Origin of the sequence: Providencia stuartii, assembly GCF_029277985.1 — a bacterium.
GTDB classification, from domain to species: Bacteria; Pseudomonadota; Gammaproteobacteria; order Enterobacterales; family Enterobacteriaceae; genus Providencia; species Providencia zhejiangensis.
The window spans coordinates 1,150,383-1,164,344 of record NZ_CP119546.1; the positions used below are offsets into that span (position 1 = coordinate 1,150,383).

A 13,962-nucleotide genomic window follows, 5' to 3' on the forward strand; every position below is an offset into this window, starting at 1 on the left:
GATTTTTCTTCACGGGAGAAGATGCATGAAAATTGTTAGCCCAATAAACAGAATTCGATGGGCGGTGATCTTTTCATTTGGCGGGGCATTACTGGCTGGATGTTCAACTCCGTACCATACAGCAGCGCCGATTACTAGCGTAAATGAAGGTCAAGGAAATCAATCAAGTCAACAAACAGTTCAAAGAACACCATCAAGCAATAGTGGTGGGACGAGTATTGCGATGCCTTCTTCACGGCCTAATTTGTCTGCAAATTCTTCATCATCTGTTCGCACGTCGGCCCCAGTGAATATGGATGGACAAGGCCGTATTATCTATAACCGTGACTATGGCAGTATTTCAAAAGGCAGTTATAGCGGTAGTACTTACACGGTACAGCGTGGCGATACGTTATTCTACATAGCGTATATAACGGGCAATGATTTCCGTGAGTTAGCATCGAAAAACAATATTCCAGAGCCTTATAGCCTAAATGTTGGGCAGGTGATCAATATTGGTAATGGAAATGTGAACTCAAACGGACAATTAGCATCAAATTCATCAAATAGTAACCAGCAACCGGTTGATCTTCGAACAACTAATGCGTATCCTGCAAATGGAAGCGGTCAAAATACGGGTAAAATGTTGCCTAATAATAAGAAGCCTGCAACGCAAGTTTCTACAGCAACAACCTCGACTGCTTCTACAACTTCTACGACGACAGCAAGCAGTACAAATAGCTCATCGATAAAATGGCGCTGGCCAGCAGAAGGGAAAATGATAGAAGGTTTCTCTGATGCGCAAGGTGGAAATAAAGGCATTGATATTGCCGGTTCACGAGGCCAACCTGTACTCGCTGCTGCTCCCGGTAAAGTGGTATACGCAGGAAATGCACTACGTGGATATGGAAATCTTATAATAATAAAACATAACGATGACTACCTAAGTGCTTACGCGCATAACGATACGTTACTTGTGCGTGATCAGCAGGATGTCGCTGCTGGGCAAAAAATTGCAACTATGGGTAGCACCGGTACAAGCTCGGTTAGGCTACATTTTGAAATTCGTTACAAGGGAAAATCAGTAAACCCGCTGCGCTACTTACCGCAGCGATAAACTGGGCAGAATGCAATGACATTCTGTCCTCATTATCAAGGGTAGGAGTCACTGATGAGCCAAAGTTCGCTGAAAGCTAACGAGTTATACAATGACCTCGACGACAGCATGATGGATGATGCTTTTGATGAGAGTCAATTCAAAGAAGAGGATCTGGTTGCAGAACTAGACGATGAAATGGACTTATTCCAGAGCACGAATTTGCGTGTTCTGGATGCAACCCAAATTTATCTCAGTGAAATTGGATTCTCTCCGCTCCTGACAGCTGAAGAAGAAGTTTTCTATGCTAGGAGAGCCTTGCGTGGTGACATTGCTTCACGTCAACGCATGATAGAAAGTAATCTTCGCTTAGTTGTTAAGATCTCTCGACGTTATAATAATCGGGGCCTAGCATTACTTGATCTCATTGAGGAAGGTAATCTAGGGTTAATTCGCGCAGTTGAAAAATTTGATCCTGAAAAAGGTTTCCGTTTTTCAACATATGCGACGTGGTGGATACGCCAGACGATTGAACGTGCCATCATGAATCAAACCAGAACCATCCGCCTCCCTATTCATATCGTCAAAGAGCTCAATATTTACCTTCGAACCGCCCGAGAATTAGCGCAAAAACTTGATCATGAGCCTAGCGCTGAAGAAATCGCCGAACAGTTAGATAAGCCAGTAGAAGATGTTAGTCGTATGCTACGTTTAAATGAACGTATTACCTCGGTTGATACGCCTATTGCCGGTGATTCTGAAAAATCTTTACTTGAGGTTCTATCTGATGAGAATGAATCAGGCCCAGAACATACAATTCAAGATAACAACTTAAAAGAAAACATTGTGAAGTGGTTATTTGAATTGAATCCTAAACAGCGTGAAGTATTAGCACGACGTTTTGGTTTATTGGGTTATGAGGCAGAAACGCTCGAAGAGGTTGGTCGAGAAATTGGATTAACACGGGAAAGAGTACGTCAGATTCAAGTGGAAGGGTTAAGAAGGTTAAAAGATATTTTACAAGGTGAGGATCTTTCTTTGGAAGCCTTATTTAATATGTAAAAATCGTTAACAGTAGATTATCAAAGCCCTCAGCGACAAACTGAGGGCTTTCTTTTTATGGATAATATGTCAAAAGAGGTTTGTCACCTTAGGCTTTATATTGGCGCACCACTATGAAATTTGAAATCATTATCGGGAGACAGAATAAGCTGTGCTTCGATAATACCGAACATTTTAACGCGGTCACTGATATCTGTTTTACTGATAGATTGTGCTAGTTGCAGATAATCTTGATAGTGTCTCGCTTCCGAACGCAATAATGAGACGTAGAAATTAGCTAAATCATCATCTAAAAAAGGGGCTAGCTTAGCAAAGCGTTCACATGATCGGGCTTCAATATAAGCACCAATGATCAGTTTATCGACCAATGTTTGCGGCTCATGCCCACTCATATGGCTAAACAGACCTTTAGCATAACGGCTTGCTGTTATGCCATCATAAGGAATATTTCGTTGGTGCATAATTTCTAACACTTGATAAAAATGATGAAGTTCCTCTTTAATCAAGAGTACCATTTTATCAATTAAATCTTGGCTATAAGGAGACTGTTTTCTTGCTAGGATCTGTTTTGATACTTGGTTTTTATGCTTTAAAGTATCAACATTTCCTATACGATCGTAGGCAAAGTCCTCATAAGGTTTAAACCAAGCAAGCAGTGTCGCGGCACTCTCTTTATCAACGGCATATTTACGGATCAAAAACATTGCGCTTTGCGCCGCTTTTAATTCACATAAAAGGTGGTCTTTTAAGAGTATAGGTAAACTTTCAGGCTCACTTGCTTTTTTAACCCAACTATCAGGCGTTTCACAATGTAAAAACGCGCTGATAGGCGCCAGTAGCTCAGCGTGATCTTGCATACTACTTATCCATTTCCTTTAAACGATATAACCAATCTAATGCTTGTTTCGGTGTTAATCTATCAGGGTCGATAGTCTCTAATGCACTGAGAACTGGTGACGGTTCTTCAGGCGCTAAAAAGCTTAATTGTGCGCTATCAACATGGCTAGCATTGGTATTATTGGAAATGAACTCTAGCTCTTTAAGTTTTTGTTTCGCGCGTTTAATGACCTCTTTAGGCACGCCCGCAAGAGAAGCAACAGCGAGACCATAACTTTTGCTTGCCGCTCCTTCTTGAACATTATGCATAAAGGCAATGGTGTCACCATGTTCCATCGCATCTAGATGGATATTAACAGCACCTTCTAATTTCTCAGGTAGTGTTGTTAATTCAAAATAATGGGTTGCAAATAAGGTCATCGATTTTATACGATTGACTAAATTTTCTGCACAAGCCCAAGCTAGAGATAGACCATCGTAAGTTGATGTTCCACGGCCAATCTCATCCATAAGGACCAAACTGTGTTCAGTCGCATTATGTAAAATATTAGCGGTTTCGGTCATTTCAACCATAAAAGTAGAACGCCCAGAGGCTAAATCATCTGAAGCACCAACGCGCGTAAAAATACGGTCTACAGGGCCAATAACGGCTTTAGTCGCGGGAACAAAGCTACCAATATAAGCAAGCAAAGTAATCAACGCAGTTTGGCGCATATAGGTACTTTTACCCCCCATATTGGGCCCTGTGATGATGAGGAGCCGGCGTTGCGGAGACAGCGAAAGCGGATTAGAGATAAATGGCTCGCTGAGTACTTGCTCTACGACAGGGTGACGACCTTCAGTAATATGAATGCCCGGTTTATCTGTCAGTTGTGGGCAAGTGTAGCCAAGCGTTTCAGCTCGTTCTGCTAAGTTGTTCAATACATCTAGTTCAGCTAGTGCTTCCGCACTGATTTGCAAATTGGCTAAATGGGGCAAAAGCATATCGAATAGCTCATCGTAAAGCGCTTTTTCAATCGCTAATGCTTTGCTTTTCGATGTTAGTACTTTGTCTTCGTACTCTTTTAATTCGGGAATAATATACCGTTCAGCGTTTTTCAGCGTTTGGCGGCGTACATAATGAATAGGGACTAAATGGCTCTGACCTCGACTAACTTGAATAAAATATCCATGCACCGCATTGTAGCCAACTTTTAGCGTATCAATGCCGAGCTTTTCTTTCTCTCGAATTTCCAGTCTATCAAGGTAATCTGTTGCTCCATCAGCAAGCGCTCTCCACTCATCCAGCTCACTGTTATAGCCGGGGGCAATAACACCGCCGTCACGTACGAGCACTGGGGGGGCATCAATAATAGCGCGTTGTAACAGATCTTGTAATTCATCAAACTGATTAATACGTTTTTGTAAGCTTTGTAAATATTCGCTGTTGGATTGGCTGAGAATTTGATGAATTTCGTGGTATTGCTCAAAAGCGTGGCGCATACGCGCTAAATCACGGGGACGAGCTGAACGTAATGCTAATCGTGCGAGTACACGCTCTAAATCACCAATTTGGCGAAGTAGGGGCTGTAATAACTCAAAGCCACACTGTTGTAGCGCCGTGATAGCCTGTTGACGATTATTAAGGGTTTGAATATGACGTAACGGTGTATGTAGCCAGCGTTTTAGCATACGACTCCCCATTGGGGTTACACATAGGTCTAAAATGGCTGCTAATGTATTTTCTGTTCCACCCGATAAATTTTGGGTGATTTCGAGATTACGGCGCGTTGCCGCGTCAAGAATAACACTATCGGATTGCCTTTCCATGATAATGCTACGGATATGGGGCAGTGCAGTGCGTTGTGTATCTTTAACATATTGAAGAAGACAGCCTGCTGCTCGTAGCGCTCTGGAAGCATTTTCAACACCAAAACCAATAAGGTCTTTTGTGCCGAATTGTAGACCTAACTGCTGCTTCGCTGTCTCTAATTCAAATTCCCATAAAGGACGACGACGCAGCCCTTTACAGTTCTCAATCAGAGTCATACTGGTAAAGTCTTCAGGATAGAGTAACTCAGCAGGACGAGTGCGTTGTAATTCAGCTTGTAAGGCCTCTTCATCATCGATCTCACTGATCATAAACCGGCCTGAAGTAATATCTAAGGTGGCAAAGCCATAACCCTGTGGCTCTTGCCAAATTGCAGCCAGTAAATTGTCCTGACGCTCATTCAGTAATGCTTCATCAGTAATTGTTCCTGGGGTCACAATACGTACAACTTTTCGTTCAACAGGCCCTTTACTGGTTGCTGGGTCGCCTATTTGCTCACAGATTGCAACAGATTCACCCATTTGCACTAATTTTGCCAAATAGTTTTCCGCGGCGTGGTGCGGAACTCCCGCCATAGGTATAGGCTGACCCGCAGTTTGCCCACGCTTAGTCAGCGAAATATCTAATAATTGAGACGCCTTTTTGGCATCATCAAAGAAAAGCTCGTAAAAATCTCCCATACGATAGAACAGCAGTATATCGGGATGTTGTGCTTTTAGTTTTAAATACTGCTGCATCATTGGTGTATGGGATTCGAAATTTTGGTTGTCAGTCATAGCATTATCTGTTGTTACTTAATGAGTTTATGGAGTTTTACGAGTATTATTACCTGATTGCATTTTACTTATCACTGTTACAGTATCACAGAGTTAGCCCAATTAGTGATTCAGCGTTGGCCTATTGTATAACGTCTTGTTAGAAATTCATCCGCAAACATGGATATGAGTAAAAATTTAGGAAAAGATTCGCAGAAATTAGGCTAAGAGAAAAAGAGTCTGTGCCAATTTGGCATGACTCTACCTCAAATTGTACGTTGTCTCTCTCGTGAATGTTCGGAGAAAATGGCTGTTTTTAACCAGTAATAGCCTTAAATTTTATGTTTAAGTGTATTTAAAAATTAGCCACTTTACCCGTGAGCTTATCTTCCGTTACCAGTGGTTGAAATTTATTCATCTGAATATAACGAGTCTAATGAAGAGCGCAATTTATGCGCAAGCTCTGGGGCGACATATTTCCCCGTAATGATTTCAATATATGAGGCACTATCATGTGATTCAGCTTGAGTAATAGCTAAGTCAAGTTCATCACAGCAAGTGACTTTTTGACAATACCAACCATGGCAGCCGAGTGCCGCAGGTAATTGAGCATAATTCCACTGAGCAATATCATTGAAATAAGCATCGGGATTTTTACATATGAGTCGCTCGAAGAGGTATCCATCGTTATTAATGATGAAGATGATGGGTTTTAATCCAAAACGGGCAAACTGACAGATTTCTTGTGCGGTTAATTGGTGTGCACCTTCTCCTGTGATTAATACGACCCGACGATGCGGTGCAGCTAAAGCAGCTCCAAATGCAGCGGCAGTAGACCATCCGATAGACCCCCATAATGCTTGGTTATAGAATTGAGCGTTTTTCGGAAGTTGTGCAGAGAGTAATCCCATTAATGACGTCCCTGTATCAGTAATAATAATATCGTTCTCTTGAAACATTTTTTCCAATCGAGAGTAGAGGTATTCAGCTGATATTAATTCATTATCGGTGACGGGGGTCTCACCTAAAGGTTGAACACTAGGGGGCATTTGATGGAAAACAGGGATTTGTTCTTGCAAAGCGTTAAGCACATCTTTCATATAAACGTGAGGGTAGTGATTAGGACCAATATTGACATGATCTGGCATAATGCTGATATGGTTTTCGACGGGAATATCCGCGGTAAAACAGCCTGTATTCATATCCGTCATCATGACGCCAATACTCATAATGCAATCACTACTTTCAACATATTCATAAACATGTTGATTCATTAATTTACCATAGTAGGCTCCCATATAATTGGGGGTTGTTTCACTTAATACTCCTTTATCCATAATCATAGAAGCATAAGGCAGATTGGATTTAGTGATTAGGGATAACACGGCATTTTCGAGCCCTAAACGCGCAATTAAAATCCCTGGGAGTACACTTATTTTTTTACTGTTTGTCAGCTTATTTAAGATAGCGGTAATTACGACAGCCAAATTTTCCTGATGACTTTTGGGGGTACTTATCGCTGGTGGGTATGGCATATCTGTATGGATTGCCATTTGTGCATAATCGGCTGGAATGCCAATATAAACAGGCCTACGCTCAGATAAAGCGCATGTAATTAATCGTTTTACTTCCTCGACACAATTTTCAGGGGTAAGAATTGCCTGTGCACAGCTCAATGGCTGATACATTTTATAGAATAGAGTATGGTCACTATGGCCGAGTGAATGATGAATTAATTTTTGGCTTTGTAACATTCGACTTGAAGGCATGCCCACGAGATGAAAAATAGGCAAATATTCGGCATAAGAACCTGCAATGGCATTAATCGCACTTAATTCACCAACACCAAATGTTGTTGAGAGTGCAGCGATACCTTTTACTCGGGCATAACCATCTGCGGCATAGGCAGCATTTAATTCATTACAACAACCAACCCAGCGTAGTTCGTTATGCTCACAGACAGCATCATTAATTGGAAATGAATAATCTCCAGCAATACCAAAAATGTCACTAATACCTAAATCATAGAGCTGCGATAATAAATACTGTATAACTGTTTTTTTCACTTTTCTCTCCATTAATTATTTAATAATGGTTAATAAGCAGTCTTTTGTGGACGGTTTCAATATGAGTTATTCGATGTGATCCGCGTTGTATAAATGAAATAATATAATAAAGCGTAAAATATAAATTAGGAGGTAATCTTTTGTTTGTTAAGTACTAATAATATTTCTATTCTTGAAAGGAGCGTACAGATATGATGGTGTGTGTCATTGACAAAAAACACGTAACTTATTAGTGTCCTAGAAAATATAAATCAATTAATTTTTAGGATGGCTTGACGATGAATAGATTGAAGGTTTTATTTTTATCTTTAGCCTTATTAAGTCCAATCGCTTTTGGTGCAACGGAGATTAATTATACTAAATCTCTTTATTTAAAATTTGCTGGCACAGTAAATGTTGTCATGAACGATGGTGTATCGGCAGATTATGTAAAAGCTATTTCTCAAAAGGCAGATGAGAAAGGGGCCGAGTATTTTGTTATCACTTCCATTGAATCTGAAGGAAGCGGTAATGATGTCTCTGTTACAGCAAGCTTATACAAAAAATAGAAATGATAAGTAGTCGCATCTAATAATATATTTTTACTATATAGTATGGTGTTGTTCTATATATAGAATAGAAACTCTTTTGTATATCGTATTTTTCAGAGAATAAAAAACGCCTTTAGAATAAAAAGGCGTTTTCATTAATAATGGTGAGTAAAATTGGACAGTTGCTGTTAATAAAAATTAATTTTGCGCAGCGATAACCATAATTTCCACAAGCACTTGTTCTCTCGCCATATTCGCTTCCACTGCCGCACGTGCAGGACTATACTCAGCTGGCATCCAAGATTCCCAAACCGTATTAAATGCAGCAAAGTCACGCTTCATATCCTTAATCCATACTTGAGCAGAAAGGATTCGAGTTTTATGACTATGACTCGCAGCTAGCAAAGCATCTATTTTTGCGAGAACTTCTTGGGTTTGAGAGGTAATATCACCAGATAAATCAGTTGGAACTTGCCCTGATAAATAAACTAAACCTGCATATTCAACGCTATCTGCTAAACGTGGTTTGGGATTATTACGCTTTATCATATTTGTATTACCTTGTTAATCCAGTTAAAGAGATTGGTGAAGTTTTTCCTGAAATTAATTGATTAAGGATCTCTGCACTTCCCGCTGCTAATGTAAAGCCTAGACTACCATGGCCAATATTTAGCCAAAGATTATCGTATTCAGTTTTACCTAACATAGGGGGGCCTTTGGGGGTCGATGGGCGCAATCCGCACCATGTTTCGGCATCATCGAGGTGCGTCAATTCAGGAAAGGTTTTGCTTATAATATTTTTTAGCGCAAGAATACGGTTATCACGTAACCCTAATTTATCATAGCCAATATCTACCATTGCTGCGATACGAAGCTGTTGATTTAATTTTGCGTAAACAATTTTATTACCGTAATCAGTAACATTAATCTTTGGTACGATGTGTTCTTTTTCTGGGTAGGGAATTGAAAGACTATATCCCTTTAGACCAAGCATAGGTACATGAATACCTAGTGGACGTAATAATTCTCTACTTCCATTACCTGCACAAACAATGACATCATCACCAAGAATAGTGCCTTGATTAGTTATAACACCTGTGATTCTTTGTTTATTTTTAATAAATGAAAACACAGCATGTTGTAAACAGAGTTTAAAATCAGCTTGAGTTGATAAGAATTGCAGTAAATTTTTACAGAATAAGTAGCAATCTGCACTTTCATCATCAGGCGCATAAATTGCTCCCTTGAGTTGTGATTGGATATTCTTTAGTGAAGGCTCTAATTCAGTAATTTCAGCAGGAGTTAATACTTTTTGAAATTGGCTATCAATATTTTCACAAGCTTTATTAAAGCTTTTTTGTTCGCGGTGAATAATTAACTTCCCTGATTTTTCCCAAGCAAAATCACCAATATCACCATTGGTTCGCCAACTATTCATTATTTCTTGGCTGAGTAATGATAAGCGAAGCTGGTGAGCACCATTAATTTTATTAGTCTTTCGGTTACAAGCGAGGGTAAATTGGGTTAGCCACGCCCATTGTTGAAGGGAAAATTGAATTTTTAAATTTAAAGGGGAGTCATCCTTTCCCATCCAACTTAAACCTTGTAATGGCACTCCTGCATCCGCTAAAGGTGCAACATAACGATAGCTAAGTTGCCCACCATTGGCAAAACTGGTTTGCATGCCGACATCAGATTCTGATTCTAATAACGTGACGGCATGACCCGCTTTTATTAAAGCATATGCGGTACTGAGACCAATAACACCTGCACCAATCACCACCACATGTTTTTTCATAATTATCCGCAACCAATAATAACAGGAGAGTTATTATTTAACGGCGAATAAGTTAACTAAACAATTGAGTTTTCATTGCAGGAGTATAACTTTTGGTTAACTACTTTATTTCTTTTTTCTAGGGTCAGTGACAACGTGTTTACATAATTTTGGGCGGCTTTGGTCAAGGGCCTATCTGCACGATGAAATACTGAAACGGCTAAATGTAGATCCTCTTTCAATGGATGGATCATCGATTTTGGTAATGTGTGTTCAGCAGAGAAAATATCCGTAATACTGCAACCTAATCCAGCACGAACAAACTCAGCGGCCATGTGATAAGTATGTACGCTAATATTAGAAACAGAAAATTCATGGTATTGCTGTAATAATTGAGCAAGAGAGTCTGAACCTGGATGGATCCAGCGATTTTGGTCAATATCAGCTAATGAAATCGGCCCTTGGTGCTGTTGGTGATCAACATAAACGAGTGGTATTTCGGCGATAGGTAATACCGTAATACCGCCTTCAATGGATAAATTGAAACCAATACCAATATCTAAGTCTTGCTGAGTTAATAACTGCATAATATCGACAGTATGGTGGGTACCAATTGTCAATTTAATGTTCGGATGTTTTTTTATGAACAGCGCTGTCACTTCAGGAACTAAATTCAGACCAAGGCTTGGTAAACAACCTATCGCCAATTTCCCTTGAGGGTTTTTGGATAAATTTTGTGCTAATATTCTTAGGCGATCTAAATTTCGATAAACTTCTTTTGCTTCATCAAAGAGCAGTAAAGCTTCATCCGTGGGTAATAATTTACCTCTAATTCGTTGAAATAATACTAACCCTAATTGTTGCTCTGCATGTTTTAGCGCTTTACTGGCAGCTGGCTGTGAAATGTGCAAAACTTCCGCTGCACGAGTTAAAGAACCACAAGTCATTACAGCATAAAAGATATCAAGATGTCTTAATTTCATTCTATGTAGCCTACCTACTATTCATTTTGTAGGCATTCTAACGGATAAATAAAAAATAATCAGATAACTGAGTCAATGAATTATTGAATTGTCGGTAATAAGTGCAATTTATAGCGAGGAAAAAGCGAAGTGGTGAACTTCCTCATCTATTTTTTACTATGGGAAGCTCACCAAAGAGAAGCGAATTATTAAGTGAAGTAAGTACCGATCTCAATAAATATTTTGATCAAAATACTGTTTGAAATATCCACAATAAATGCACCTACCATAGGAACAACGAGAAAGGCTTTATGTGAAGGACCAAATGCTTTTGTCACCGTTTGCATATTTGCAATGGCGGTTGGCGTAGCACCCATTCCAAAACCACAATGACCAGCACTAATAACGGCGGCATCATAATCTTTACCCATCATTTTGAAGGTAACAAAGCAGGCAAATAATACCATGACAACAGTTTGCACAGCGATGATGATTAATACAGGTCCAGCCATACTTGCTAACTGTCCAAATTTTAATGACATTAATGCCATTGCTAAGAACAGTGATAAGGAAACGCTACCTAATACATCGACAGTAGGTTCAAATACTTCATGTTTAAATACATGAGCCAGGATATTACGGATAATAATACCTACGAATAAGCACCATACAAAGGTCGGTAATTGTAGGATAGTATCTTTAAATAACGCACTAATATAACCACCAACGACGATACAGATAATCAGCATTGAAATTGTTTCAATGACATTATTGGCGTTAATTTTTCTCTGGACACTGGGTTGCTCAAAAGCCTCAACGATAGTGTCACGTTCTTGCTCTGTTGCCTTAGGGATTGTCACTTTTTTCAATAAGTGGCGTGCAACTGGCCCCCCAACAAGTCCACCGAGAACTAATCCAAGTGTTGCGCATGCCATAGCGAGTTCTACCGCGCCCGTAACACCATACTTATCCGCTAGAATTGGTCCCCAAGCACCTGCGTTACCATGACCACCAGTCAAAGTAATTGAACCCGCAATTAACCCAATAAATGGATTTTCATTCATCATAACAGCCATACCCATACCAACGGTATTTTGTATAGCAATGAGGATTGTTACAGCAATAGTGAGTAGTACCAAGGGTTTTCCGCCTTTAATCAGCCGAGAAAAGTCGGAGCTTAAGCCGATAGACGAGAAAAAGGCGATCATCAATAAACTCTGTAATGATGAGTCAAAAGTGAAAGTGTATCCTGACGTTTTATCAACGATTAACAGAATAATAGCAACAATAAAACCTCCCACAACCGCTTCGGGAATATGGTTTTTTTGTAGGAATGGGGTAAATTTGACAACAAACATCCCAATCAATAGCGCGATACATGCGACTAATAATGTATAACTGGCATCTAGGATCATTATTTTTACCTCTATTAGTTTACCAGATTTTTCACTATAACAATTTAACATTAGTGAAAAATTAAATTACTTTGGTTAACTAATATTTAACAATGAGTTTTGTTTGGGTATCCATAACTTTTAGTTAATAGAGAGATAATTTAGAGGTTATTTCACACAGTAAATATGAAAAGATTAAGGCAAATGGAATGGGGTATATTTCGTGATAGGCCTAATCGCATGCGGTTTTGACATAATACTGTATAAATTGAAAAATAAAAAAAGTATAAATAATCATCAATTTTATACGGTGGGTTGGCTGTAATAAGAAGATATTGAGTAATTTAAAGAAGTGTGATGTGTGACATAAAACAGTCTTGTTGTTTTCCTTTATTTCGTTGCTTATCGAAGCGTTTATTTTTGGCTGAACTACTCTGTTCGTAGATAAACAACGGAGAAAAATATGATAGCTGTAATATTTGAAGTGAGTCATCAATTTCCTAGTTCTGTTTTTTTTAATCTCTGATAAACGTTATTGTTCGATAATTTAATCATTTGCGCGTATTGCTGATAGGCGAGTGTAACTGTACAGTAGGGGCATCAATTGTCGGATTAAGTAACGCCACACCACACAAAATCAATTTTGTTTCATGCTCTGTTAGATCGTAACGACTTACTGTTAGTTCATTCGCTGCGAAAACCACTAATTTAGACATAGTAACCTCGATGCAGGTTTATAACTCGCTGTACTAATAGTAAAGGTTTTGCGTTTTTCAACTGGACTTTTTATATTTTCCTATGGATTGTTTGATTTTTATTTTCCACCAGCCAAATCGATAAAGCTTCCCGTCACATAAGATGCCTCATCAGATAATAACCATGCGATAGCTTGGGCAACCTCTTCTGGTTTTCCTCCGCGCTTCATCGGTAGACTATCTTTAATCCGATTGACTCGGGCTGCCTCACCACCATCGGCATGCATGTCAGTATAAATAAATCCAGGACGAACGGCATTGACGCGAATACCCTGTCCGGCGACTTCGATAGATAGACCAATAGTCATTGTATCGATGGCACCTTTTGATGCTGCATAGTCCACATATTCATGTGGAGAGCCAAGGCGAGATGCGGCAGAAGAAACATTAACAATAGCGCCACCTTGGCCACCATGAACAAACGCCATACGTTTCACTGCTTCACGCGCACAGATAAAACTACCACTGACATTAGTTGCAAACATTCGGGCTAAACGCTGTGCATCTAACTGCTCTATTGATGCTTGAGGCATTATTATTCCAGCGTTGTTAACTAACCCTGAAATGGGACCTAATTCTTTATCGATCTGCTGAAACAACATCATAACTTGTTCTTCTTGAGAGATATCAGCCTGTACTGCGATAGCGGTACCTCCTGAATGGCGAATGATTTCTAAAACTTCATGAGCACAGTCTTTGCGGACGCGGTATCCGATACAAACTTTATGGCCTTTGCTTGCTAAATATATTGCTGTTGCTCGACCTATGCCACGATCGCCGCCAGTTATCAAAGTAATATTATTTTTCATGTTTTATTCACCTAATTTTAATCTTATTTTTTTCTTATTTGTCATCATTAAGGCCACAATGTACAGGCTAAATAGCGACATGACGAAAAAACTACCTTTTCCCATAATTCGAGCAATAAGCCACTAACAA

The 13,962-nt window shown here is 39.4% G+C and carries 12 protein-coding genes; 3 read left to right on the top strand and 9 right to left on the bottom strand.

Features of this window, described 5'->3' with window-relative positions; translation table 11 throughout:
- Window positions 1–25 precede the first annotated feature (25 nt).
- Entirely contained in the window at window positions 26–1,096 is a 1,071-nt protein-coding gene (nlpD, locus tag P2E05_RS04930) for a murein hydrolase activator NlpD (protein ID WP_163860787.1), read from the top strand.
- A gap of 54 nt (window positions 1,097–1,150) precedes the next feature.
- Entirely contained in the window at window positions 1,151–2,137 is a 987-nt protein-coding gene (gene rpoS, locus P2E05_RS04935) for an RNA polymerase sigma factor RpoS (RefSeq protein ID WP_154622360.1), read from the top strand.
- A gap of 95 nt (window positions 2,138–2,232) precedes the next feature.
- On the opposite strand, the gene miaE is transcribed toward rpoS, so the two are convergent.
- The 3 genes from miaE to P2E05_RS04950 all read right to left on the bottom strand — a co-directional run bounded on the left by miaE (window position 2,233) and on the right by P2E05_RS04950 (window position 7,605).
- Window positions 2,233–2,994, bottom strand: coding sequence for a tRNA isopentenyl-2-thiomethyl-A-37 hydroxylase MiaE (gene miaE, locus P2E05_RS04940; RefSeq protein ID WP_154622359.1), 762 nt, complete (start codon window positions 2,992–2,994; stop codon window positions 2,233–2,235).
- Between the two features lies 1 nt (window position 2,995).
- Window positions 2,996–5,560: a DNA mismatch repair protein MutS gene (mutS, locus tag P2E05_RS04945; RefSeq protein ID WP_154622358.1), complete on the bottom strand. Its 2,565-nt coding sequence runs from the start codon at window positions 5,558–5,560 to the stop codon at window positions 2,996–2,998.
- Window positions 5,561–5,949: 389 nt separating this feature from the next.
- A complete protein-coding gene (locus P2E05_RS04950; protein ID WP_272658076.1) occupies window positions 5,950–7,605 on the bottom strand; it encodes an alpha-keto acid decarboxylase family protein in 1,656 nt (551 codons plus the stop codon).
- A gap of 278 nt (window positions 7,606–7,883) precedes the next feature.
- Here P2E05_RS04950 and P2E05_RS04955 point away from each other — a divergent pair, with 278 nt between their 5' ends.
- The gene (locus P2E05_RS04955) at window positions 7,884–8,153 is read left to right on the top strand and encodes a DUF1471 domain-containing protein (protein WP_154635558.1); all 270 of its coding nucleotides are present in this window, start codon (window positions 7,884–7,886) and stop codon (window positions 8,151–8,153) included.
- 180 nt (window positions 8,154–8,333) lie between these two features.
- Here P2E05_RS04955 and P2E05_RS04960 read toward each other — a convergent pair whose 3' ends face one another.
- The 6 genes from P2E05_RS04960 to P2E05_RS04985 all read right to left on the bottom strand — a co-directional run bounded on the left by P2E05_RS04960 (window position 8,334) and on the right by P2E05_RS04985 (window position 13,832).
- Window positions 8,334–8,684, bottom strand: coding sequence for a RidA family protein (locus P2E05_RS04960; RefSeq protein ID WP_154623291.1), 351 nt, complete (start codon window positions 8,682–8,684; stop codon window positions 8,334–8,336).
- 7 nt (window positions 8,685–8,691) lie between these two features.
- Window positions 8,692–9,933, bottom strand: a complete 1,242-nt coding sequence (locus tag P2E05_RS04965) for a D-amino acid dehydrogenase (protein ID WP_272658077.1) — start codon at window positions 9,931–9,933, stop codon at window positions 8,692–8,694.
- Window positions 9,934–9,989: 56 nt separating this feature from the next.
- The gene (locus P2E05_RS04970) at window positions 9,990–10,895 is read right to left on the bottom strand and encodes a LysR family transcriptional regulator (protein ID WP_154623289.1); all 906 of its coding nucleotides are present in this window, start codon (window positions 10,893–10,895) and stop codon (window positions 9,990–9,992) included.
- 188 nt (window positions 10,896–11,083) lie between these two features.
- On the bottom strand, window positions 11,084–12,289 hold the full coding sequence (gene gltS, locus P2E05_RS04975) for a sodium/glutamate symporter (protein WP_272658078.1): 1,206 nt from the start codon (window positions 12,287–12,289) through the stop codon (window positions 11,084–11,086).
- A gap of 530 nt (window positions 12,290–12,819) precedes the next feature.
- Window positions 12,820–12,984: a replication initiation protein gene (locus P2E05_RS21620; RefSeq protein WP_250000086.1), complete on the bottom strand. Its 165-nt coding sequence runs from the start codon at window positions 12,982–12,984 to the stop codon at window positions 12,820–12,822.
- Window positions 12,985–13,082: 98 nt separating this feature from the next.
- On the bottom strand, window positions 13,083–13,832 hold the full coding sequence (locus P2E05_RS04985) for an SDR family oxidoreductase (protein WP_272658079.1): 750 nt from the start codon (window positions 13,830–13,832) through the stop codon (window positions 13,083–13,085).
- Window positions 13,833–13,962 lie beyond the last annotated feature (130 nt).